Annotated in this window: 21 protein-coding genes; 15 read left to right on the top strand and 6 right to left on the bottom strand. The window is 64.2% G+C overall.

Annotated features, from left to right (window positions below):
• Positions 1 to 23: 23 nt before the first annotated feature.
• Positions 24 to 962 (bottom strand): IS3 family transposase, encoded by a 939-nt coding sequence (locus BFL43_RS23300; protein ID WP_084889697.1) that lies wholly within the window; start codon positions 960 to 962, stop codon positions 24 to 26.
• Complete coding sequence (locus BFL43_RS23295) at positions 959 to 1,249, bottom strand: transposase (RefSeq protein WP_084889699.1); 291 nt, start codon at positions 1,247 to 1,249, stop codon at positions 959 to 961. The genes BFL43_RS23300 and BFL43_RS23295 overlap by 4 nt, the downstream gene beginning before the upstream one ends.
• A 17-nt stretch (positions 1,250 to 1,266) precedes the next feature.
• Here BFL43_RS23295 and BFL43_RS23290 point away from each other — a divergent pair, with 17 nt between their 5' ends.
• From BFL43_RS23290 to BFL43_RS23265, 6 genes are read left to right on the top strand one after another with little or no spacing between them, the layout of a single operon-like run.
• The gene (locus BFL43_RS23290) at positions 1,267 to 2,280 is read left to right on the top strand and encodes an FAD-dependent oxidoreductase (protein ID WP_084895209.1); all 1,014 of its coding nucleotides are present in this window, start codon (positions 1,267 to 1,269) and stop codon (positions 2,278 to 2,280) included.
• A gap of 2 nt (positions 2,281 to 2,282) precedes the next feature.
• Positions 2,283 to 3,176 carry a glutathione S-transferase C-terminal domain-containing protein gene (locus tag BFL43_RS23285; protein WP_084895207.1) on the top strand — a complete coding sequence of 298 codons (894 nt, stop codon included), beginning with the start codon at positions 2,283 to 2,285 and terminating at the stop codon, positions 3,174 to 3,176.
• Complete coding sequence (locus BFL43_RS23280; protein WP_084895204.1) at positions 3,173 to 4,378, top strand: LLM class flavin-dependent oxidoreductase; 1,206 nt, start codon at positions 3,173 to 3,175, stop codon at positions 4,376 to 4,378. The genes BFL43_RS23285 and BFL43_RS23280 overlap by 4 nt, the downstream gene beginning before the upstream one ends.
• On the top strand, positions 4,375 to 5,769 hold the full coding sequence (locus BFL43_RS23275; RefSeq protein WP_084895202.1) for an NtaA/DmoA family FMN-dependent monooxygenase: 1,395 nt from the start codon (positions 4,375 to 4,377) through the stop codon (positions 5,767 to 5,769). The genes BFL43_RS23280 and BFL43_RS23275 overlap by 4 nt, the downstream gene beginning before the upstream one ends.
• Before the next feature lie 9 nt (positions 5,770 to 5,778).
• On the top strand, positions 5,779 to 6,951 hold the full coding sequence (locus BFL43_RS23270) for an LLM class flavin-dependent oxidoreductase (protein ID WP_084895200.1): 1,173 nt from the start codon (positions 5,779 to 5,781) through the stop codon (positions 6,949 to 6,951).
• On the top strand, positions 6,948 to 7,664 hold the full coding sequence (locus tag BFL43_RS23265) for a GNAT family N-acetyltransferase (RefSeq protein WP_240498435.1): 717 nt from the start codon (positions 6,948 to 6,950) through the stop codon (positions 7,662 to 7,664). The genes BFL43_RS23270 and BFL43_RS23265 overlap by 4 nt, the downstream gene beginning before the upstream one ends.
• 45 nt (positions 7,665 to 7,709) lie before the next feature.
• Here BFL43_RS23265 and BFL43_RS23260 read toward each other — a convergent pair whose 3' ends face one another.
• A complete protein-coding gene (locus BFL43_RS23260) occupies positions 7,710 to 9,497 on the bottom strand; it encodes a GAF domain-containing protein (RefSeq protein ID WP_084895277.1) in 1,788 nt (595 codons plus the stop codon).
• A gap of 283 nt (positions 9,498 to 9,780) precedes the next feature.
• Here BFL43_RS23260 and BFL43_RS23255 point away from each other — a divergent pair, with 283 nt between their 5' ends.
• The 9 genes from BFL43_RS23255 (at position 9,781) to BFL43_RS23215 (ending at position 19,464) form a co-directional block, all read left to right on the top strand.
• The gene (locus tag BFL43_RS23255; protein WP_084895196.1) at positions 9,781 to 11,442 is read left to right on the top strand and encodes a methane monooxygenase; all 1,662 of its coding nucleotides are present in this window, start codon (positions 9,781 to 9,783) and stop codon (positions 11,440 to 11,442) included.
• 138 nt (positions 11,443 to 11,580) lie between these two features.
• A complete protein-coding gene (locus BFL43_RS23250; protein ID WP_084895194.1) occupies positions 11,581 to 12,651 on the top strand; it encodes a 2Fe-2S iron-sulfur cluster-binding protein in 1,071 nt (356 codons plus the stop codon).
• 52 nt (positions 12,652 to 12,703) lie between these two features.
• Positions 12,704 to 13,840 carry an aromatic/alkene monooxygenase hydroxylase subunit beta gene (locus BFL43_RS23245; protein ID WP_084895192.1) on the top strand — a complete coding sequence of 379 codons (1,137 nt, stop codon included), beginning with the start codon at positions 12,704 to 12,706 and terminating at the stop codon, positions 13,838 to 13,840.
• Complete coding sequence (locus BFL43_RS23240) at positions 13,837 to 14,187, top strand: propane 2-monooxygenase effector subunit MimD (RefSeq protein ID WP_084895190.1); 351 nt, start codon at positions 13,837 to 13,839, stop codon at positions 14,185 to 14,187. Before BFL43_RS23245 ends, BFL43_RS23240 begins: the two co-directional genes overlap by 4 nt.
• Before the next feature lie 122 nt (positions 14,188 to 14,309).
• Positions 14,310 to 15,380, top strand: a complete 1,071-nt coding sequence (locus tag BFL43_RS23235) for an amidohydrolase family protein (RefSeq protein WP_084895188.1) — start codon at positions 14,310 to 14,312, stop codon at positions 15,378 to 15,380.
• A complete protein-coding gene (locus BFL43_RS23230) occupies positions 15,377 to 16,180 on the top strand; it encodes an iron-sulfur cluster assembly protein (RefSeq protein WP_084895186.1) in 804 nt (267 codons plus the stop codon). Before BFL43_RS23235 ends, BFL43_RS23230 begins: the two co-directional genes overlap by 4 nt.
• A 13-nt stretch (positions 16,181 to 16,193) precedes the next feature.
• The gene (locus tag BFL43_RS23225; protein ID WP_084895184.1) at positions 16,194 to 17,219 is read left to right on the top strand and encodes an NAD(P)-dependent alcohol dehydrogenase; all 1,026 of its coding nucleotides are present in this window, start codon (positions 16,194 to 16,196) and stop codon (positions 17,217 to 17,219) included.
• 54 nt (positions 17,220 to 17,273) lie between these two features.
• Positions 17,274 to 18,923, top strand: a complete 1,650-nt coding sequence (groL, locus tag BFL43_RS23220; protein WP_084895183.1) for a chaperonin GroEL — start codon at positions 17,274 to 17,276, stop codon at positions 18,921 to 18,923.
• Between the two features lie 7 nt (positions 18,924 to 18,930).
• Positions 18,931 to 19,464: a YbhB/YbcL family Raf kinase inhibitor-like protein gene (locus BFL43_RS23215; protein ID WP_084895181.1), complete on the top strand. Its 534-nt coding sequence runs from the start codon at positions 18,931 to 18,933 to the stop codon at positions 19,462 to 19,464.
• Positions 19,465 to 19,626: 162 nt separating this feature from the next.
• On the opposite strand, the gene BFL43_RS23210 is transcribed toward BFL43_RS23215, so the two are convergent.
• The 3 genes from BFL43_RS23210 to groL (BFL43_RS23200) form a co-directional block, all read right to left on the bottom strand.
• On the bottom strand, positions 19,627 to 20,286 hold the full coding sequence (locus BFL43_RS23210; RefSeq protein WP_084895179.1) for a DsbA family oxidoreductase: 660 nt from the start codon (positions 20,284 to 20,286) through the stop codon (positions 19,627 to 19,629).
• Positions 20,287 to 20,384: 98 nt separating this feature from the next.
• Complete coding sequence (locus tag BFL43_RS23205; RefSeq protein ID WP_084895177.1) at positions 20,385 to 20,741, bottom strand: hypothetical protein; 357 nt, start codon at positions 20,739 to 20,741, stop codon at positions 20,385 to 20,387.
• Between the two features lie 159 nt (positions 20,742 to 20,900).
• Positions 20,901 to 22,526 (bottom strand): chaperonin GroEL, encoded by a 1,626-nt coding sequence (groL, locus tag BFL43_RS23200; protein ID WP_084835243.1) that lies wholly within the window; start codon positions 22,524 to 22,526, stop codon positions 20,901 to 20,903.
• Positions 22,527 to 22,569 lie beyond the last annotated feature (43 nt).

Raw genomic sequence — 22,569 nt, 5'->3', positions numbered from 1 at the left:
CCCCCAAATCGTGGAGGACTCCTCTATGCGGCTTCGGGCTCCGCGACTGCAGCGTTCTCGTAGTCGATGGGGCTGACCATCCCAATCGTGGAGTGCCGGCGGACGTGGTTGTAGAAGCCGTAACACCAGTCAAGCACACCGGCCTTGGCTCCGGCAAGAGTCTCGAAATCGTTGCGTGACAGTACCTCCCACTCCAGGGAAGAGAAGAACGCTTCGGCAGCGGCATTGTCGAAGCATGACCCGACGCGGCCCATCGACTGACGGAGTCCCATCCGACGGCACAGCTTGGTGAACTTGTTGGAGGTGTACGTCGACCCGCGGTCACTGTGGAAGATGACCCGTTCGGACTCCTCGTCACGCCTTATGGCCTGCTTACCGCCTCGGGTGGCCACCGCCATCTCGATTGCTGCACACGCGAGCGGTGCGTCTGGATGCACGCTGGTGGCCGCACCCAGCAATCGGCGGCTGTAGAGGTCGATCACGGTCGCCAGATACAACTTCCCGGCCGCAGTCGGGATCTCGGTGATATCGCCGACCCACTTCTCGTTCGGACGCGTCGCGGTGAAGTTCCGGCGCACCAGATCCGGGAACTTCGGTGCCGTCTTGTCCTGCCGGGTCAGCCCGTTTCGGCGACGGATCCGGCGTGCCACCAAACCCTGCCGGCGCATCGAATCCGCGACCGTCTTCTCGCTCACTGTCCACCCGTCCTCACGCAGGTCCACGTGCAGCCGCGGGGAACCATGCAAGCCCCGCAATGTCATGAACTTGACCTTGACTGCGCGGTCTACCGTGTCGCGCCGATAGTCACGCGCGGTATGCAATCCTGTTGCTGCACCCGGCTTTTGAGAACGCTTGAACCACTTGTAGAACCACGCCATACTCACGCCAAGCAGCGCGCACGTGACCGTATGTGGCACTCGATAGGTGGTCCTCTGCTCTGCGATGAAGCGGGCCAGCATCACTTCGTCGCCTCCTTCACCCACAGGACCACCGATCGTTTTAAAACATCGCGCTCCATCCGCAACTCGGCCACCTCGGCACGCAACCGCTTGAGCTCGGCAGCACTATCGCCGCTCGCCTCATCCTCGCCGCCGCGCTCGGCGCGCGCACGGTTGACCCAGTTGCCCAGGGTGCCCTCGTTGACCCCCAGATCGCGCGCGACCTGGGCGATCGGTTTACCCGTCTCCTCGACGATCCGGACCGCCCCATCACGGAACTCCCGGTCGTACTTCTTCCGCTTCTCAGACATCGTGCTCCTCATTATCGATGCCTCTACGGTTTGGGGGGAACCTCAGCTCCCGCATCTTCCGCACCTCCTACGCCGACCGGACCTATGTCGAGTTGGCGCGCGAAGCCGAACAACAGTGGGCGGAACTCGAAAGCGAGTCGGGATCGCCGCTCCTCACGGTCACCGGCGGAGTCGATCAGGGATTTACGCCCTACCTGATTCAAATTGCCGACACCCTCGCTGACCTCGGCGTCGACCACCAGTGGCTGGACCCCGACGAGGCGTCGGAGCGGTGGCCGGGAATCACGTTTACGGACCGCTCGTTGTACTACCCGAACAGTGGGCGACTGCACGCCGACCATGCCGTGGCGGCGCTGCAACAGGCCGCAGCCGCCCGCGGCGTCGAAGTCCGACACGAATCGCAGGTGATATCGATCGAGGTCACAGACGACGATTCCGTCACCGTGCGCACCGCCGACCATGAGTACAGCGCCCGGCGGGTCGTGGTTGCTGCCGGGGCGTGGGCCGACAAGCTCCTCCGGAACATCGCACCGCTACCCCCGATCCGTGTCACCCAGGAACAACCTGCCCATTTCGCACCACGCGACCCGACCGCCGACTGGCCCAGCTTCGGGATCCTGCACGACCCCGACGCACGCGATGCCCCAGAGTTCGGTGGGGTCTACGGCCTGTCCTCCGGCGTCGAGGGAGTCAAAGTCGGGTTCCACGGCGTCGGCCCCGTCGTCGATCCCGACCACCGCGACTTCACTGCCGAACCACGCCAATTCGCCGCACTCCAGGACTACGTCCGCCAGTGGGTTCCCGGTGTCGATGCCGACGCGCCGACCCCGATCAGCTGCACCTACGCCACCACACCCGACTCGAACTTCGTCATCGACCGAGTGGGACCGGTCGCCGTCGCCGCCGGGTTCTCCGGACACGGCTTCAAGTTCGTCCCCGCCATCGGCCGACTGCTCGCCGACCTCACCATCGACAAAGACGCTCCCACGTTGTTCTCGTTCCGTAGCCACAATGCAGAAAAGGTGCTCTGACCATGCCGAATTACGCCACCCCAGCCGACACCACCACGCACGGCGAGTACACGATCTCCCGCGAACCCGGCGACACCCGGCCCATCTACCGGTTCACCGGCCGGATCAGCGGCGACGGCTCGACCCCGTACCCCGCGGTCGCTGATCGGTACCACGTCTACTCGGGCTGGTTCTGCCCGTGGGCGCAGCGCGTCACGCTGGTCATCGAGTTGGCCGGGCTATCCGATACCGTCAGCGTCAGCTACGTCGACGGCAAGCGTGATGCCCGAGGCTGGGCATTCCGGGAGACCCACGGGCCCGACCCCGTCAACGGTTTCACGTTGCTCCGCGAGGCCTACAACCTCACCGAGCCGGACTTCGACGGCCACGTCTCGGTCCCCACGCTGTGGGATCGGGAGACCGGAAAGGTCGTCAGCAACGACTTCGCCACCCTCGACGCCGACCTCTCGTCGCAGTACGACGTCGCCGCGAACGGTGGGGTCGAGCTGTACCCCGCCGCTCTGCGTTCCCAGATCGACGAGCTGGAGGCCTGGCTGCGCGCCGACGTCAACAGCACCGCACACGTGGCGACGGGTGGTGGCCCGGCGGCGGCCGAAGCGGCCGAGACGCTCCAGAAAGCCTTCACCCAGCTCGACAATCGCCTGCAGGGCAGCCGGTTCCTCCTCGGCGATGACGTGACCCTGGCCGATGTCCGGCTGTTCGTGACGTTGGTGCGCTATGACGCGGCAGCCGCGAAGACCGGGGCGCCGCGATTGTCCGAGTTCGCTGAATTGTGGCGCTACGCCCGCGATCTCCACGCCATCGACGCGTTCACCAAGACGACCGATTTCTCCTCGTTCGGCGGTGACGAATCGGTGGTCACCGACTGGCAGAGTTCGGTGGGCGTCGCCCGATGACTCATGTACACCTCGGGGTCGCACTCGACGGGGTCGGCTGGCATCCGGCCGCCTGGCGGGACGACACCGAGAACGCCAAGCGCCTGACCGATCCCGAGTACTGGGTCGACCTCGCACAAACCGCGGAGCGTGGGCTGCTCGATTTCCTCACCATCGACGACACCCTGGCCCTGCAATCGGAGACCTACGGCCCGCCGATCCCGCGCACCGACCGGGTTCGTGGGAGGCTGGACTCGGTACTCATCGCATCGCGTATTGCACCCCGTACCAAACACATCGGCCTGATTCCCACCGCAGTGGTCACGCACACCGAACCATTTCACCTGGCGAAAGCGATCGCGACTCTCGACTTCGTCAGCTCCGGCCGGGCGGGTGTACGACTCAAGGTCGGTGTCACCGGCACCGAGGCAAAGCTCATCGGGCGCCGGCACATCCCCGAACTCACCCTGTCCGAACTCAAGGCGGCAACCGATACGTCGTTCGTCACCGACGCGTTTGATGAAGCAGTGGACTACGGAGAGGTCCTGCATCGACTCTGGGACAGCTGGGAGGACGACGCCGAGATCCGCGATCAGTCCACCGGACGGTTCATCGACCGGAACAAGTTGCACTACATCGACTTCGAGGGCAGGCACTTCTCGGTCAAGGGTCCGCTCACGGTTCCTCGTCCGCCGCAAGGGCAACCGATCGTCGGCGTCCTGGCGCATTCGACCGACGTCTATCGGCTCGGTGTGGCCGTCGCAGATCTGATCTGGTTCACGCCGCGCAGCAATGCGGACGTCCGTTCGGTGAGTGCCGAGATCGTTGACCTCGCCGCGGCCTCGGAACGAAACACACCGCCTGCAAAGGTGTTCGGCGACCTTGTCGTAGTGCTGGATCCCGACCGGGAACGCGCGGTCGACCGGTTGCATCACCTTGACGAACTGTCCGGTGAACCGCTGGCCTCGGACGCGGACATCTTCACCGGCACGCCGTCGGAGCTGGCAGATCTGGTCGAGGCGTGGACGACGGCAGGCCTCGACGGCATCCGCCTGCGGCCGGCGAGCAACGCGATCGACCTGCCGCTGATCAGCGAGGCCCTGGTGCCTGAGCTGCAGCACCGCGGCCTGCGTCCAGATGGCTACTCTGCCAACACATTGCGCGGCAACCTCGGCCTGGATCGTCCGCGCTCACGGTACGCGACATCATCGGAGGTCTCATGACAGACAAACCGCCCAGACAGGTGCGTTTGGCCGCCGCGTTCCCCGGCGTCAACAACACCACGGTCTGGAGTGATCCGCGGGCGGGCAGTCAGATCGACTTCAGCAGCTTCGTACATCTCGCGCAGACCGCCGAAGCCGCCAAGTTCGACTTCTTCTTCCTCGCGGAGGGACTACGTCTCCGCGAGAAGAAGGGGTTGATACACGACCTCGACGTCGTCGGCCGTCCCGATACCTTGCCGGTGCTCGCCGCACTGGCCGCCGTCACCACGGACATCGGCCTGATCGGCACCATCAATGCGACCTTCAACGAACCGTTCGAGCTGGCCCGGCAATTCGCGAGCCTGGACCATCTCTCGGGTGGACGAGCCGGGTGGAACCTCGTCACGTCGTCGGACGCGTTCACGGGCGAGAACTTCCGGCGGGGCGGTTACCTCTCCTACGAGGACCGCTACGAGCGGGCCGCCGAACTGCTCGATGTGGCACGGGCGCTGTGGGATTCGTGGCCATCCGATGCGATCGTCGCAGACGGCCACGAAGGCCAATTCTGGAGTGATCCGGACACGGGCGCCTTCGCTCACCAGGGCGACCATTTCGACGTCCGCGGCCAATTCTCCGTCCCCGCAAGTCCGCAGCGCTATCCGGTGATCCTGCAGGCAGGCGACTCCGAGGCCGGTCGAGATTTCGGCGGCGCGTATGCCGACGGGATCTTCACCCTGGTGCGCGACATCGACGAATCGCGCAGGTACTACCGCGAACTCAAGGCCCGCAAGGTCGCGATCGGCGGCTCCCCTGACGATCTGCTGATTCTTCCGGCCGCCACGTTCGCCCTCGGCGACACCACCGACGAGGCACAGGAGAACGCCGCAGCGATCCGGAGCCAGCAGGTCAGCGGCGCGACCGCGATCGGGTTCATCGAGGAGATCTGGAATCGCGACCTGAGCTCGTACGACCCAGATGGCCCGCTCCCGGACATCGGACCCGACCTCGAGGCACCGACGATCGTCCAGGGCAAGAGCCGGATCATCAAGGATCCGGCTGCCGTGATCGAGGAATGGCGACACCTGGCCGAGACCAAGAACCTGTCGATCCGCGAGTTGATCGTCGAGGTCAGTGCCAAGCAGTCGTTCATCGGGACACCGGCCGAGGTCGCCGAGCAGATCAACCACCGGGTCCAGACCGACGCCGCCGACGGTTTCATCCTCGCGCCCCACCTCACCCCGTCCGGACTCGACGAGTTCGCGGCCAAGGTCGTGCCAGAATTGCAGGAGCGCGGAGTCTTCCGTACGGAGTACACCGGCGCGACGCTGCGCGAGAACCTCGGACTGCCGACTGCCCAAGCTCGGCCATGGCCACACGACAACCTGCCGGCCCACGCGTCGACCACCACCTAGGAGACTCCCATGGGACCCATCCCGCTGTCCGTCCTCGATCTGCTTCCACGTTCGAGCGGATCGGACAACGCCACCGCATTGCGCAACACCATCGACCTCGCACAGCAGGCTGAACGCTTCGGTTACGCGCGCTACTGGTTCGCCGAACACCACCTGAACCCCGGTGTGATCGGCTCGTCGCCCGCGGTGGAGATCGCCCTGATCGCCGGATCGACATCGACCATCCGATTGGGTTCGGCCGGTGTGCAATTCGGGCACCGAACCCCGCTCTCGACGGTCGAAGAGTTCGGGCTCATCAACGCGCTGTACCCCGGGCGACTCGATCTGGGGATCGGGCGATCGATCTCACGTTCGGAGCCGAAGGTGGCCACCGGCGAGGAGTCCGTGACCGAGGGCGCCAGAAAAGGCTATCTCGCCTCTCGCGGCGGCTCGGCCCATGACGAGGACAGCTACACCCCGAATGGTCTGCTGCTTCCCAAACAGTTCGACATCTCGTCCGCGTTCTCGAGTAACGCCGTTGCGCATCTGCTGAATCTCCTGCAACAACCCGGCGCATACGCACCGGGTTACGACGACCAGATCTCCACAGTCCTCGCTCTGCTCGACGGGAGCTATGTGAGCCCCGAAGGACTGCCCGCCCACGCGGCGCCCGGCGAAGGGGCGGACGTCCAGGTGTGGATCCTCGGCGCTTCAGGCGGTTCCAGCGCCACGGTGGCCGGCTCGAAGGGCCTGCGGTTCGTGGCCAGCTATCACCACAGTCCCAGCACCGTCATCGACGCCGTCGACGCGTACCGCGCTGCCTTCAAGCCCTCGACGGAGGTACCCGAGCCGTACGTCGCGGTGTCGGTCGACGCGGTCGTCGCCGAAACCGACGAGGAGGCAACCGAACTCGCCAGCGGATACGCACCCTGGGTGCGAAGCATTAGGCGCGGTGAGGGCGCCATCCCGTTCCCGACTCCCGCCGAAGCTGCAGCACTGGAATGGACGGACGAGGACCGCGAACTGGTCCGCGATCGCGTGCTCACCCAGTTCGTCGGTTCACCGGCCACGGTCGCAGACAAACTCGAGCAACTGCGTGATGCCACCGGTGCGGCGGAGATCTCGATCACGACCATCACCCATGACCACGCAGCGCGCGTGCGCTCCTACGAACTGATCGCAAAGGAATGGGCCGACCGATGACCGCTGCCCCGACATCCCCAGACACCGCCGTACTCGAAAACGCCATCTGGGAGAGCATGAACGGGGTGCATGCTCCACTGACCGAGGGCACCGGCCGCGCACGTCGCTACCTGCCGACCATCGCGCCGTTCGTCGGGATCGGCGACATCGACGATCCGCGCACCTGGACCGAGCTCGCCCAGCTCGTGGGGCCGGGCCAGGAAGTCGCGGTCCCCCGTGAGGTCGCGAGCCTCCCCGAGGGCTGGTCGGTGGTCGTCAGCGGCCCCGGTGTTCAGATGATCGCCACCACCGCGCTGAAGCCCCGTCCGGATCCTGAAGCCGTTCGCCTCGGCGCCGATGACGTCGAGGACATGCTCGCGCTGATCGCCCGCACGCAGCCCGGCCCGTTCTTACCCGAAACATACCGTCTGGGAACGTATCTCGGGATACGCCGGGAAGGCGAGCTGATCGCGATGGCGGGGGAACGACTGCATCCCCCGGGCTGGACCGAGATCAGCGCCGTGTGCACCGACGCACAGTTCCGTGGTGAAGGTCTCGCGACGCGGCTCGTCCTCGCGGTGGCCGACGGGATCTACGCCCGCGGCGAGACGCCATTCCTGCACGCCGCGGCTGACAACACGAACGCCATCGAGCTCTACAAACACCTCGGCTTCGTCCTACGGACCAACATCACCTTCACCGTCGTCAGAACCCCGTCGACCGTGCCGAACTGACCGTCGAGAGGCTGTTGCCGATTCGTCGTGGGTCGGGTCGGCGCCTCAGTGGATGCCGAACTCCTTGATCTTCCGGTAGATCGTGGCACGGGAGAACCCCAGGGCCGCAGCAGCATCGGCCTTGTTGCCGTTGTTGTCGAGCAGGCTGCGGACGATGGCGTCGCGCTCCAGGGATTCTATCTGCGACAGCGTCCGGCGGACCGAGGTGCGGCATTCCGCGGGCAGGTGATCGACGTCGATCACACCTCCGCGGCGGGTGTTGAGCGTCTCCACCAGGATCCGACGCAACTGGGTCACGTTGCCGGCCCAGGGATGCTTGCTCAGTGCGCGCACGGCAGCCGGGGTCAACTGGGCCGTCGACCCCGGGTGGATCTGATCGATCAGGTGCGGGATCAACTCGTGCAGATCTTCGGTGCGGTGTCGCAGCGCCTGGACGGTCACGGTGTGTGAGAAGAACGGCAACAACGTGGCGTCGACCTCCGGCCGCTGGGTCTGGGCATTGGTCGTCGCTGCGACCCACCCGGTTCCTTCCACCGATTGCAACAACAATGCGACCGGATCGACCAGCTGCTCGGGGAGCCGGTCGATGTCGGAGAGCAGGACGTTGAACGCATCGCTCGAGTCGAGTTCCTGGGACAGCAGATCGAGGAAGCGCTCCGGATCGCCGAAGTCACGCGGGGTGAGCACCAGGAGGTGTGTCGCGGGTGCGAGCTTGCGCGCCGCCGACTTCACCAATGTCGAACGGCCACTACCTGATTCGCCCTCCATGAGCACCCAGTGACGGTCGGCGTAACATCGTCGGACCTGGTTGTAGCTGCGACGCAGCGATGCACTGTTGCCCACCAGACCCGCCGGCAGGGGATCGCCCTCCACCCGTGCCGGAGTGAGCGGACCCGACGCGTCGGGAAAGTCCTCCACAGCCACGTGGAACACGATGTTCACTGCCCCCGAACGGATCTCATTGCGATCGGCGACACTGACCCGCGCGCTACGACCACTGGGCAACTGGGCGACGAGGGTCCGGGTGTGTGAAATCGACTGCATGTCGAGAGCGTGCTCGAGCAACGCGATCTGATCTCTCGCATCGAGGGTCCGCCGCAGGTGCGCGTTCATCAACACCATCTCCCCGGCGACGGCCAGCACGCCGCGGCTGTAGCGACGGGCGGTGGCGAGATAGGTCGTCAACAGTGCCGTCTCACGCTCGTTGGCCTGGCTGAGGAGCTGACTCTCGATCTGCCGGCTCGCGGACTTGGCGAGGGACAGCAGCAACGGATTGGCGTGTTCGGCGCGGCACGTCATGTCGAGCACGCCCAGCAGCGTCCCCGACCCCGGGTGGTGGATGGGCACACCCGCGCATGCCAGCTTGCCGAGCTCGCCGACGTAGTGCTCGCTGCCGAGGATGTAGGTCGGCTGCCTCGTCTCGATGGCGGTGCCGATGCCGTTGGTGCCGACGAACTGCTCCGCGTAGCTGTAACCGCGGGCCAACTTCACGTCGTCGAGGGCGCGGTTGATCCCCGCGTCAGACGAGAACCGCTCGAGGATCAGTCCCTCGGCCGAGGTCAGGATGACGCTGACCGGCTGCGACGACATGTCCTCCGCGATGGATCGCAAGACCGGCTGTGCGGCGTTCATCAGCGGGGTGTCGAGGTCCGGTTCCCGTACAAACGGCAGCTCAACGCGGTCGACGTGGATGTGCAGGGCCTGGGAGCGACGCCAGGAGTGGAGGACGGCAGGCCGAACCGGAAGGGCATCCGATCCCGGCGCGCTGAGAAATTCTTCGCGGGCCATCTGCCGATCACCGGCAGAGACACCCTTGTTCGACAAGTCAGACATGTTTCCGACGCTCACCTCCGTGGCCGAATGGCAGCTTCCGGCCTACCGCCATCGTAGGAGCGTCTCTAAATGAGACGAGTCTCACATTGAGACGGTCGCACCATCCTAACGAGTGTGTCATCGGTCACAGGGAAAGTTCGCATTTCATCCACAGCCCCGGACCTACGAGCCCCACATCTTCGTGGCTGTTCGAGAACGCACTTTCCCCCGCCCACGGTCAACCGACCGCACTTCTCTGGCCGAGAAGGGGAATCGTCAGCGTGCTTGAACGAGGAGGATTGCGTTGAGCAGACAGAGTCTGAGCAAGGCACACAAGAAGATCACTGAACTGTCCTGGGAGCCGACCTTTGCGACGCCGGCCACCAGGTTCGGCACCGACTACACCTTCGACAAAGCTCCCAAGAAGGATCCGCTCAAGCAGATCCTTCGTTCGTACTTCCCGATGGAGGAGGAAAAGGACAACCGCGTCTTCGGCGCTATGGACGGTGCCATCCGCGGCAACATGTTCCGCCAGGTGGAGCAGCGCTGGATGGAATGGCAGAAGCTGTTCCTCTCGATCATCCCGTTCCCGGAGATCTCCGCGGCCAGGGCGATGCCGATGGCCATCGACGCGGTTCCCAACCCCGAGATCCACAACGGGCTGGCCGTGCAGATGATCGACGAGGTCCGGCACTCGACGATTCAGATGAATCTCAAGCGTCTCTACATGAACCACTACATCGACCCCGCCGGGTTCGACATGAGTGAGAAAGCGTTCGCCAACAACTACGCCGGCACCATCGGTCGTCAGTTCGGCGAAGGTTTCATCACCGGTGACGCGATCACCGCAGCCAACATCTACCTGACGGTGGTCGCCGAGACCGCGTTCACCAACACACTGTTCGTAGCGATGCCTTCGGAGGCGGCCGCCAACGGCGATTACCTGCTGCCGACGGTGTTCCACTCGGTCCAGTCCGACGAGTCGCGGCACATCTCGAACGGTTACTCGATCCTGCTGATGGCCTTGGCCGACGAGGACAACCGGGTACTGCTCGAGCGCGACCTGCGGTACGCGTGGTGGAACAACCACTGCGTGGTCGACGCCGCGATCGGCACCTTCATCGAGTACGGCACCAAGGACCGCCGCAAGGACCGCGACTCCTATGCCGAGATGTGGCGCCGGTGGATCTACGACGACTACTACCGCTCCTACCTCATCCCTCTCGAGAAGTACGGCCTGAAGATCCCGCACGATCTCGTCGAGGAGTCCTGGAACCGGATCGTCAACAAGGGCTACGTGCACGAGGTCGCCCAGTTCTTCGCCACCGGCTGGCCGGTCAACTACTGGCGCATCGATGCCATGACCGACGAGGACTTCGAATGGTTCGAGTACAAGTACCCGGGCTGGTACGACAAGTACGGCAAGTGGTGGGAGAACTACAACCGGATGGCGTACCCGGGCAAGAACAAGCCCATCGCCTTCGAGTCCGAGGCCAACTACCAGTACCCGCATCGTTGCTGGACCTGCATGGTGCCAGCCCTCATCCGTGAGGACATGGTCACCGAGAAGGTCGACGGACAGTGGCGGACCTACTGCTCGGAGACCTGCGCCTGGACCGACATCAAGGCGTTCCGTCCCGAGTACGAGGGACGCCCGACCCCCAACATGGGCCGGCTCACCGGTGACCGCGAGTGGGAAACCCTGCATCACGGCCGCGACCTCGCCGACATCATCAAGGATCTCGGCTACGTCCGCGACGACGGGAAAACCCTTATCCCGCAGCCGCATCTGCACCTCGACGATCCCAAGAAGTTGTGGACACTCGACGACGTCCGCGGTATCCAGTTCGGCAGCCCCAATGTGGCCCTGAACGAGATGTCCGACGCCGAGCGTGAAGCCCACATCGCCGAGTACAAGGCGGGTGGCCCCGGCGGCCGTCCGGCGAAACAAACCGTAGGCGTCTGATCCCCTCAGCCGGAGGGTCTGCCCCCTCCGGTTCGGGCGCCTATCCAGGACTCGGGGGCAGTGTGGTCGCACGCGCCACGCTGCCCCCGGGGTTCCATCCCTGCATGTCATCCCATCCCAGCGCAAGGAATCCCACCCATGGGTGATACCCACAACGTTCGATTTGAACCCGTCGATCTCGAGATCGAGGTCGATGAGGACGAAACGATTCTCGATGCCGCATTCCGCCAGGGTGTTTCACTGATGCACGGCTGTCGTGAAGGCCAGTGCTCGGCGTGCAAGTCATTCCTACTAGACGGCGACGTCCAGATGGACCGGTACTCCACCTTCGCGCTCGCCGACTACGAGAGCGACGAAGGATACGTCCTGCTCTGCAAGGCGCACGCCTACTCCGACTGCGAGATCGAACTCATCAACTTCGACGAGGACGAGCTCCGCAATGCTGTTCCTCTTCAGCATCTTCGGGCCAAGATCGTGGCGATGGACGACCTGACCCATGACATCGTCTCGGTCAAGCTCGAGTTGCTCGAGCCGGCGACGTTCATGTTCAAGCCCGGCCAGTACGCAGACCTGATGATCCCTGGCACCGAAGATCACCGATCGTTCTCCATGGCCACCACCCCGACGATGGCCGGGCGGCTGGAGTTCATCATCAAGAAGTATCCGGGCGGGCATTTCTCCGGTCTGCTGGAGACGAGCATCGAGGTCGGGCACGAACTCGAACTCAACGGCCCCTATGGCTCTTTCACGATCAAGGAGTCGTCAGAGCGACCCATCATCTGCATCGGTGGTGGCGCCGGGATGTCCCCGATCCTGTCGCTGCTGCGCCATCTGTCCGAACTCGAGGCAGCCGGCAACGCCAAGGTCAGGCCGGTGCACTTCTACTACGGTGCGCGAACCGCCAAGGACCTCTTCTACCTCCACGAGATCAAAGAGATCGGCAATCAGCTGCCCGACTTCAGTTTCGTCCCGTGCCTGTCCGAGGAGACCACGGCGGACTGGGAAAGCATGGGCGTGGCAGGGGATTTCGGTTTCGTCACCGAGGTCGTCGAACGCCGGGAAGCCGACATGGAGGCAGCCGAGTTCTATCTCTGCGGCCCTCCCCCGATGGTCGATGCCGCCATGGAATTGCTCGACGGCGCCGGCGTCCCGATCGACCAGGTCCACTTCGACAAGTTCACCACCACAGTTCCGCAAGACGGTCAGTAGCCGGCCGACTGCTTTTCAGCCGTCTGTCTTCCAACAGAAAGTGAGTTCACCGATGAGCGCCCCAGCAGCCCCCAAGCCCGATACCGGAGAATCGACCGGGCAACCGGTACGCAGTTTCCCCAAGCCCAAGTTCACCGACGCCGAGGCGGGAGCTCTCGACTTTCCCAGCTCGAAGAGCCGCAGCTACAACTACTTCAAGCCCGCGAAGATGCGGGCCACGACCTATGAGGATGTGACCTTCGACGTCCAACCGGACCCGGAGCGCCACCTCTCGCAGGGCTGGATCTACGGCTTCGCCAACGGCCCGGGCGGCTACCCCAAGGACTGGACGGCACTCAAATCGACTGACTGGCATCAATTCCGCGATCCCAATGAGGAGTGGGAACAGACGATCTACCGCAACAACGCCAACGTAGTTCGGCAGGTACAGCAGAACCTGGCCAACGCCAAGCTCTCCGACGCGTACGCCTCGTGGACCCCGAGCTGGGCGACCTTCATCCAGCGCAACCTCGGTGCCTGGATGCACGCCGAGAACGGCTTGGGCCTGCACGTGTTCACCGCCGCACAGCGTTCGGCACCGACGAACATGCTGAACAACGCGATCTGCGTGAACAGCGCTCACAAGATGCGATTCGCCCAGGACCTGGCCCTCTACAACCTGGACCTGACCGACACCATCGAGGGTTTCGACGGCGCCGTGCACCGCGACGTCTGGCACAACGACCCGGTCTGGCAGGGCGTTCGCGAGAACGTCGAACTGCTGACCGCGGAGGGCGACTGGGCCGAGGCGGTGTTCGCGACGAACATCATCTTCGAACAGCTCGTCGGGGTTCTGTTCCGCTCACTGCTCGTGATGCAGATCGCGGCTCGCAACGGCGACTACGTGACGCCGTCGCTCGTCGGATCCGGTGAGCACGACTACAACCGCGACCTCGGCTACACACGAACACTCCTGCGTCTGCTGGTCAACGACGAGGAACACGGCGAGGCCAATCGTGAACTGCTCGGCCAGTGGTCCGACAAGTGGATCCCGCTGAGCCTGGCCGCAGCCCGGGACCTGCAACCGATCTGGTCGCAGCCGCAGGAACGGCATGTGCCGTTCCAGGATTCGTTCAACACAGCCAAGTCCGGTCTGCGGACCGTGCTCGAAGATCTGAAGATCCCCGTTTCGAAGGAGCTGGACGCATGAGCAGCGAGATGACATTTGGCGCCGACATCGGATCGTCCAACATGTGCGGTGTCACCCTGATGAACAACCAGAACGGCTACGTGGTCGCCGAGATCATGGGCCGCAAAGAAGGTGTCGAGATCGCCGAGTTCCCCTCGATGATCCGGGTGGACGGAAAGAACGTCCTCACCTTCGACTTCGACGAGATCACCGACGCCCTCGGCGCCGACTTCGACCAGTCGAACTTCGAGGAGATCATGTCCACCCATTACGGGCGGATGGTCCACTTCGATGACCGGACCATGCTTTTCGCCAATCCGGAAGATGCAGCCGAATTCATCGATTTCGATCTCAAAGTCGTCGAATGATCCGAGCGGGCATGGGTTCTGATCAGCAGAACCCATGCCTGCTCGCGTGCACCCCCTCCCCCACAACCCCTTGCCGGCACACATATTTCGTTTCGGCACCCTCACCAGTATTGGAGTAATCGATGTACAACAAGGACGGCGAGAGCTACTACATCGTCGACAGCCATATCCACTTCTGGAATGGCGGTCCGCGCAATCAGAAGAACCGCTACGGCAAGGGGTTCACGGGGTGTTTCTACGACTACCACGCCAACCTCTCCCCCGAGTCCGAGAAGTGGACACTCGAGAAGTTCGGTAGCTACACCGAAGAAGACCTGATGCACGACCTGTTCGAGGTCGGCTACGTCGACAAGGGCATCTTCCAGCCCACCTACCTCAACGACTTCTACATCGAGGGCTTCAACACCACCGAGCGCAACGGCGCCCTGGCCGAGAAACACCCGGAGAAACTGATCACCAACGGCGCCTGGGACCCGCGTAACGGCGAGGCCGGCCTCGAAGACCTGGAAAAGCTGGCGTCGCGCTGGAACCTCAAGGGCGTCAAGCTCTACACCGCCGAGTGGAAGGGCGATTCGAAGGGTTACAAGCTGACCGACGACTGGTCCTACCGCTACCTGGAGAAGACCCAGGAACTCGGTATCAAGAACATTCACATCCACAAGGGTCCGACCATCTACCCGCTCAACCGGGACGCGTTCGACGTCGCCGATGTCGATGATGTGGCCACGGCCTTCCCGGACCTCAACTTCATCGTCGAACACGTCGGCTTGCCCCGGCTCGAGGACTTCTGCTGGATCGCCACCCAGGAGCCGAACGTATACGGCGGCCTGGCGGTCGCGATGCCGTTCATCCACACCCGCCCGCGGTACTTCGCCCAGATCATCGGCGAGTTGCTGTACTGGGTCGGCGAGGATCGCCTGACGTTTGCGAGCGATTACGCCATCTGGAAGCCGGCCTGGCTCATCGAGAAGTTCGTCGACTTCCAGATCCCCGAAGACATGCAGTCCGAGTACGGCGAGCTCAACACCCAGATCAAGAAGAAGATCCTGGGGCTCAACGCGGCGAAGCTGTACGACTTCGACGTCCCCGCCGAAGCCCAGATCCAGTCCGACGAGGCCGCACCGGCCGAGAAGCCGGTCGGTAGTTCCCCGGCGAAGCCGTCCTCGTCGTCACCGGAGGCGGTCACGGTATGACTGCAGTGACCTGGCCCGGCGAGGTGGTCGCTCGGGATCAGGCTGTTGCCGAGAAGGTCTGGGAAGCACTCGGTACCGTGCAGGACCCGGAGCTCGACGAGCCGATCACCGATCTGAAGTTCGTCACCACGGTGGAGATCGACCGTGGTGACGACGGGCCGGAAGTCGCGGTGCGGCTGCGGCTGCCCACGTACTTCTGTGCCCCCAACTTCGCCTATCTCATGGTTGCCGACGCCTACGATGCGGTGGCCGCGCTGCCCGAGGTGTCGCGAACTTCGGTGCGGTTGGACGATCACTTCGCCTCCGACGAGATCAACAGCGGTGTCGCCGCGCGAGCCGGGTTCGTCGGCTCGTTCCCCACCGAAGCAATCGGTGAACTGGAGGAATTGCGACAGACGTTCCAGCGCAAGGCCTATCTGGCCTCGCTGGACCGGATGACGAAGCGCCTCGCCGCGGACGGCGTCGAGTTCGACGCGTACACGTCACTGCGGATCGGTGACCTGCCCGCCGGGCTGGAAACCGACTCTCTGATGCGGCGGCGGAGTGATGTCGGGCTGCCGTTGACCGAGATGAGTCTGGTCATGGTCGAGCACGACGGCGAGGCGATGAGCGCCGAAAGGCTGCCGAAGCGATTGCGGTTCGCGAAGTCCGTCCGGGTCAGCATCGAAGGTAACGGCATCTTCTGCCGCGGCCTGCTGGAAACCCGGTACGGCGATGAGAAGACACCCGGAACACGGAGTGGCATCGGCGATCTCGAATCCGCCGACCTGGGAATGCCGACCCTGAGGAGTAAGTCATGAATGGGAGAGAGTCATGAGAGCGGTGCAACTGTCCGCCTACGACACCAAACCCGAACTCGTGGAGGTCCCCGACCCCCACGCCGACGGCGCGCTGGATGTCGTGGTCAAGATCGGTGGTGCCGGCGTCTGCCGCACCGATCTGCACATCATCGAAGGTCAGTGGGAGCAGAAGTCCGGTGTGACCCTGCCCTACACGATCGGGCATGAGAACGCGGGATGGGTCGAGGAAGTGGGGAGTGCGGTCACGTCCGTCAAACCCGGCGATTCGGTGATCCTGCATCCCCTGGCCACCTGCGGACTGTGCCGGTACTGCCGAGCCGGAGACGATGTGCATTGTGTTGCATCGGCTTTTCCTGGCATCGACAGCAACGGTGGTTACGCCGAGTACCTGAAGACCAACGCCCGTGCCGTGGTCAAGCTCGACTCGTCACTCAAGCCGGCCGATGTCGCGGCACTGGCCGACGCCGGCCTGACCGCCTATCACGCGGTGGCCAAGGCGGCCCGATTCCTGTGTCCCGGCGACACTGCGGTGGTCATCGGTGCCGGCGGGCTCGGTCACATCGGCGTCCAGGTGCTCGCGGCTCTGTCGGCCGCCCGGATGATCGTTGTCGACCGATCCGAGCCGGCCCTGAAGTTGGCCTCGGAGTTGGGCGCTCACCACACCGTGGTGGCCGACGGCACCCAGGTACAGCAGGTCCTCGACCTCACCGACGGCAACGGCGCCGAAGCCGTCATCGACTTCGTCGGTGAAGGTGGCGCCATCGAAGACGGCGTCGGGATGCTTCGCCGCGCAGGCAATTACTACGTGATCGGCTACGGCGGCACGCTCTCGATCCCGACCATCGACGTGATCTCGACCGAGATCAACTTCATCGGCAACCTGGTCGGTTCCTACAACGACCTGGTCGAGCTCATGGTGCTCGCGGCCCAAGGGAAGGTGTCCCTGCACACCAGTACCTATCCGCTGGTCGAGTTCGCCACGGCCCTGAGCGATCTCGATGCGGGCAATGTCCGAGGAAGGGCGATCTTGGTTCCGTAGAACCCGTTTCATCCCAGCTCTACCAGTTCATCTACACAAGAAGGTGCGTGCACAATGGCAAAGGATTTGCGGTTCGGTTCTGACGCCCGGGCTCGATTGGAAGAGGGGGTCAACGCTCTCGCCGATGCGGTGAAAGTGACCCTCGGGCCCAAGGGACGTAATGCGGTACTCGAGAAACTCACGGGGGCACCGACCATCACCAATGATGGTGTCACCATCGCCAAGGAGATCCAGCTTCGCGACCCGTACGCCAACATGGGTGCACAGCTGGTCAAGGAAGTCGCGACGAAGACGAACGGGGTCGCCGGCGACGGCACGACCACCGCAACGGTGTTGGCCCAGGCCATGGTTCGCGAAGGGCTCCGTGCTGTGGAGAACGGCGCCAATCCGATGCAGCTCAAGCGCGGTATCGAGAAAGCGGTGGACGCTGTGGTGACGCTGCTACAGCAACGTTCCCGCGAGGTCACCGGAGAGGAGCAGCTGCGTCACGTGGCCATGCTCTCGGCCAACAACGACACCGACATCGGTGACATCATCGCGGCCGCCATGACCCACGTCGGCGTGACCGGCGTCGTCAGTGTCGAGGAGTGGCCACAGTTCGGGTTGGGCCTGTCGTACGTCGACGGTGTCGAGTTCGACCACGGCTACATCTCGCCGTACTTCGTCACGGACAAGGACCGCATGGAGTCGCAACTCGAAGACGCCTACGTCCTGCTCACCAATCAGAAGATCACTACCGTCCAGACCCTGATGCCTGTCCTGGAGCAGGTGCAGCGCAGCAAGCGACCGCTGTTGATCCTGTGCGAGAACATGGACGGCCCGGCGCTGAGCATGCTCGTGACGAACAACATGCACGACACCTTCCGGTCAGTGGTCGTCCGCGCACCGGGCTTCGGGCATCGCCGCGTCGCCGAATTGGAAGATTTTGCAGCCATTCTCGGCGGCCGCGTGGTCAGTTCGGATTCCGGGCTGGCGTTGGCCGATGTTCGCCTCGAGCACCTCGGCACGGCCAAGAAGATCACCGTGACCGAGAACTCGACCACCATGGTCGACGGTGGCGGCAACGTGGAGGAAGTGAAGGCGCGGATCCATCAGCTCGAGCAGGAGCACGCCCGCACCGAGAACGAGCACGATCAGGACAATCTGCAGTTGCGAATCGCGCGGCTGTCGGGCCGGGTCGCGATGATCCACGTCGGTGCCGCAACGGGCGTCGAGCTCAAGGAGAAGCAGCATCGCGTCGAGGATTCACTGTCGGCGACCCGGGCAGCCATGGAAGAGGGCATCGTCGCCGGAGGCGGCACCGCACTCATCCAGGCGCAGCCGACGCTGGATCTGTTGGAGCTCACCGGAGATGCGGCGGAAGGTCGCGAGATCGTCCGTCGCGCAGTGGAAGAACCGCTACGGTGGATCGCGATCAATGCCGGTTACGACGGCGACGAAGCGGTCCGGCGGGTGTCGACACTGCCGGAGGGTCACGGGTTCAACGCCGTGACCGACACCTACGGCGACATGTTCACCGACGGGATCATCGATCCGCTGAAGGTGACCCGGTCTGCCCTGCAGAGTGCGGCGTCAATCGCAGCGCTGTTGCTGACCACCGAAACCCTGGTCGTCGAAGAGGTTCTCGTCAATCCCGGTGCCATCATGGCTCCGGGGTTCGGTGACCTCGCCGAAGGCATGGTCCGTCCGTCGAACATCTACTGACACGGCCATGACCACCGATTTCCTCGCTCCGGCGACCTCCGTTCGAACGCAGCCGCGACTTCGGTTGCGTTCGAACGAGGTTGTCGACGGCGGCCGGCTCCGCACGGCGCAGCGGAGCGGCATTCTCGGCGCTGGCGGGCTTGATGTCTCGCCGTCGCTGGAATGGACCGGTGCACCGCTCGGAACGCTGTCGTACGCGGTCACCGTGACCGATCTCGACGGCCGGTGTCACTGGGCCGTGGCCGACATCAGCGGCGGTGTGACGTCGCTGGTGGTCGATGCCGGCAACGGACTGGGCGAACGACTGCCCAGTGTGGCACGACAATTGCGTAACCATCTGGGCATGGAGCGTTATGTGGGCCCGGCTCCAGCGGTCCTCGGATTGCCCGGCCGGTTCATCTTCGCGGTCCATGCGGTGAACGTCGGACGGTTGCCCCTGTCGGCACACGCCGGCCCGGCGGAACTCACCGCGGCGCTGGAATGCCACGCCGTCGGCAGGGCAACCCTGACCGCCGCGTACGGCTGGACACCGCCGCGCTAGTCCCCCGCACCCCGATGATGTGCTGTTTTGGCGGAGCCGACCTGCGGGTTTGTTCGCAACAAGGGCCCATGATCGGGGTCGGGCGGCGTCGGGAGCGCGCACACTCCGTCGACGCAGATGCCGGCGTCCGCATCGCCGACCATTTGAAAGGGTGTGACCGGCTCAGACATCGCTTGTCTCCTCGGCGCGAACCTTCTCCAGCACACCTGTGAACGCTTCCGGCGCCTGGGCACCCGAGACGCCGTACTTGCCGTTGATGACGAAGAACGGGACGCCGCTGATCCCGTACGCCCGGGCCTGTTCGATGTCAGCGTCGACTGCGTCGGCGAACTCCCCCGAGTCCAGCGCAGCCAGGACCGCGTCGCGATCAAGGCCGACCTCGGCGGCGAGGTCCGCGAGTTCTTCGTCTCGCCCGACGTGCTTGCCTTGCTCGAAGTAGGCCTTGAACAAGCGCTCCACGTAGTCGAGTTGCTTGCCCTGCTGCTTCGCGTAATGAAGCACCTGGTGGGCTTTGAGGGTCTTCGTCTGGAGCACCGAATCGAAGTCGTAGTCGAGGCCCACCTCCGCCGCGATACCGGTGACCTGACCCAGCATCTGCTCGACCTGGGCGGCGGGCATCCCCTTGTGCTTGACCAGGAAATCGACCGACGTTCCGGCATAGTCCACTGGCGTATCGGGTGCCAGTTCGTAGCTGTGATAGGTGACTTCGACGTCGTCGCGACCTTCGAACTCGGCGAGTCCCGCCTCGAACTTTCGTTTACCGATGTAGCACCACGGGCAGGCGATGTCAGACCAGATGTCGACGGTGATGGGAGCACTCATGAATCGGTCAACGCTCAGGGATCCCCGACCATTCCGATGATGGGTTGTTTTGGCGGAGTTCACCTGGGGGTTTGTTCTCCAAAAGGGCACATCATCGGTCAGACCACGCTGCTCGCGAGGTGGGCGCCGACGATTACCAGCGCGATCTGGATCGCGATTCCGACCAGCGGTACCCAGAAGGCCAGGCGTCGGCGCACCAGCAGGACGATCGAGACGATGATCGCCAGGGCCAGGGTCGCCAGCCCACCGCCATCGGTGACCACGAACGCGGCGTCGAGCGGGGCGGTGTTGCACTCTCCGGAGCACGAGTCGGTGGCCATCCCGAAAAAGAAACTGATGTAGACGCTGATCAGAAACGCGAGCCCCTGGACGACGAGCATCACCACGGTCATGACGATGTCGACTACCTGATTGGTGGTGCGGGGCGGCCTCACAGGCTGCTGGGTGAAGGTCATGCCAGGACACTATGGCCGCGCCACCACCGTGCGGGAGCGGGAAACTACTCACCTTGCGGGGGGGTAAAAGACGCACACATGCGCGCGCAGGACAGCACTGAGCCCGGCCACCGAAAGGTGACCGGGCTCAGTTGAAAAGGTGGAGCCAGGAAGCGTGGACTAGAAGCCCATGCCGCCCATCTCGTCGCCACCCGGCATGGCCGGTGCAGCGTTCTTCTCGGGCTTGTCGGCGACAACGGCCTCGGTGGTGAGGAACAGGGCCGCGATCGAGGCTGCGTTCTGCAGCGCCGAGCGGGTGACCTTCACCGGGTCGTTGATGCCACGGGCCAGCAGGTCCTCGTACACACCGGTTGCGGCGTTGAGGCCGGTTCCCAGCGGGCTGTTGCGGACCTTGTCGGCGACAACACCGGGCTCGAGGCCGGCGTTGAAGGCGATCTGCTTGGCGGGAGCCTCCAGGGCGACGCGGACGATGTTGGCGCCAGTGGCCTCATCGCCTTCCAGGGTCAGCGAATCGATGGCCGACTCGGACTGCAGCAGAGCCACGCCGCCACCGGCGACGATGCCCTCTTCGACAGCAGCCTTGGCGTTACGCACGGCATCTTCGATGCGGTGCTTGCGCTCCTTGAGCTCGACCTCGGTGGCAGCGCCGGCCTTGATGACAGCAACGCCACCGGCCAGCTTGGCCAGGCGTTCCTGCAGCTTCTCGCGGTCGTAATCGGAGTCGCTGTTCTCGATCTCGGCGCGGATCTGGGCCACCCGACCGGCGATGGCGTCGGAATCTCCCGCGCCCTCGACGATGGTGGTCTCGTCCTTGGTGACAACGACCTTGCGGGCGGTGCCGAGCAGCTCGATGCCGGCGCCCTCGAGGGACAGTCCGACCTCTTCGCTGATGACCTCGCCACCGGAGAGGATGGCGATGTCGGCCAGCATGGCCTTGCGGCGGTCACCGAAGCCCGGAGCCTTGACGGCGACGGACTTGAAGGTGCCACGGATCTTGTTGACGACCAGGGTCGAGAGGGCTTCGCCTTCGACGTCCTCGGCGATGATCAGCAGCGGCTTGCCGGCCTGGATGACCTTCTCCAGCAGCGGCAGCAGGTCCTTGACGGTCGACACCTTGCCGGAGACCAGCAGGATGTACGGATCCTCGAGGACGGCTTCCTGGCGATCTGCGTCGGTGACGAAGTAGCCGGAGATGTAGCCCTTGTCGAAACGCATGCCCTCGGTGAGCTCGAGGCTCAGGCCGAAGGTCTGTGCCTCTTCGACGGTGATGACGCCTTCTTTGCCGACCTTGTCCATGGCCTCGGCGATGAGCTCGCCGATGGCCGGGTCGCCCGCGGAGATACCAGCGGTAGCAGCGATCTGCTCCTTGGTGTCGATCTCCTTGGCGGACTTCAGCAGCGACTCGGTGACGGCCTCGACGGCCTTCTCGATGCCGCGCTTGAGGCCCAGCGGGTTCGCGCCGGCTGCGACGTTGCGAAGACCTTCACGAACGAGTGCCTGAGCGAGAACGGTGGCGGTGGTGGTGCCGTCGCCCGCGACGTCGTCGGTCTTCTTGGCGACCTCTTTGACCAGCTCAGCGCCGATCTTCTCGTAGGGATCCTCGAGCTCGATCTCCTTGGCGATGGAGACGCCGTCATTCGTGATGGTGGGGGCGCCCCACTTCTTTTCGAGCACGACGTTGCGACCCTTGGGTCCCAACGTCACCTTTACGGTGTCGGCGAGGGCGTTGAGGCCCCGCTCGAGGCCGCGACGGGCCTCTTCGTCAAATGCGATGATCTTGGCCATTACGAAGTGATCCTCCGATAGGGGGTGACACTGAAGTTCGTTG

It is taken from the genome of Williamsia sp. 1135, from assembly GCF_002095395.1.
GTDB lineage: Bacteria > Actinomycetota > Actinomycetes > Mycobacteriales > Mycobacteriaceae > Williamsia.
Note: the sequence above shows the minus strand (reverse complement) of the source record. Positions and strands in the feature narration are given on the sequence as shown.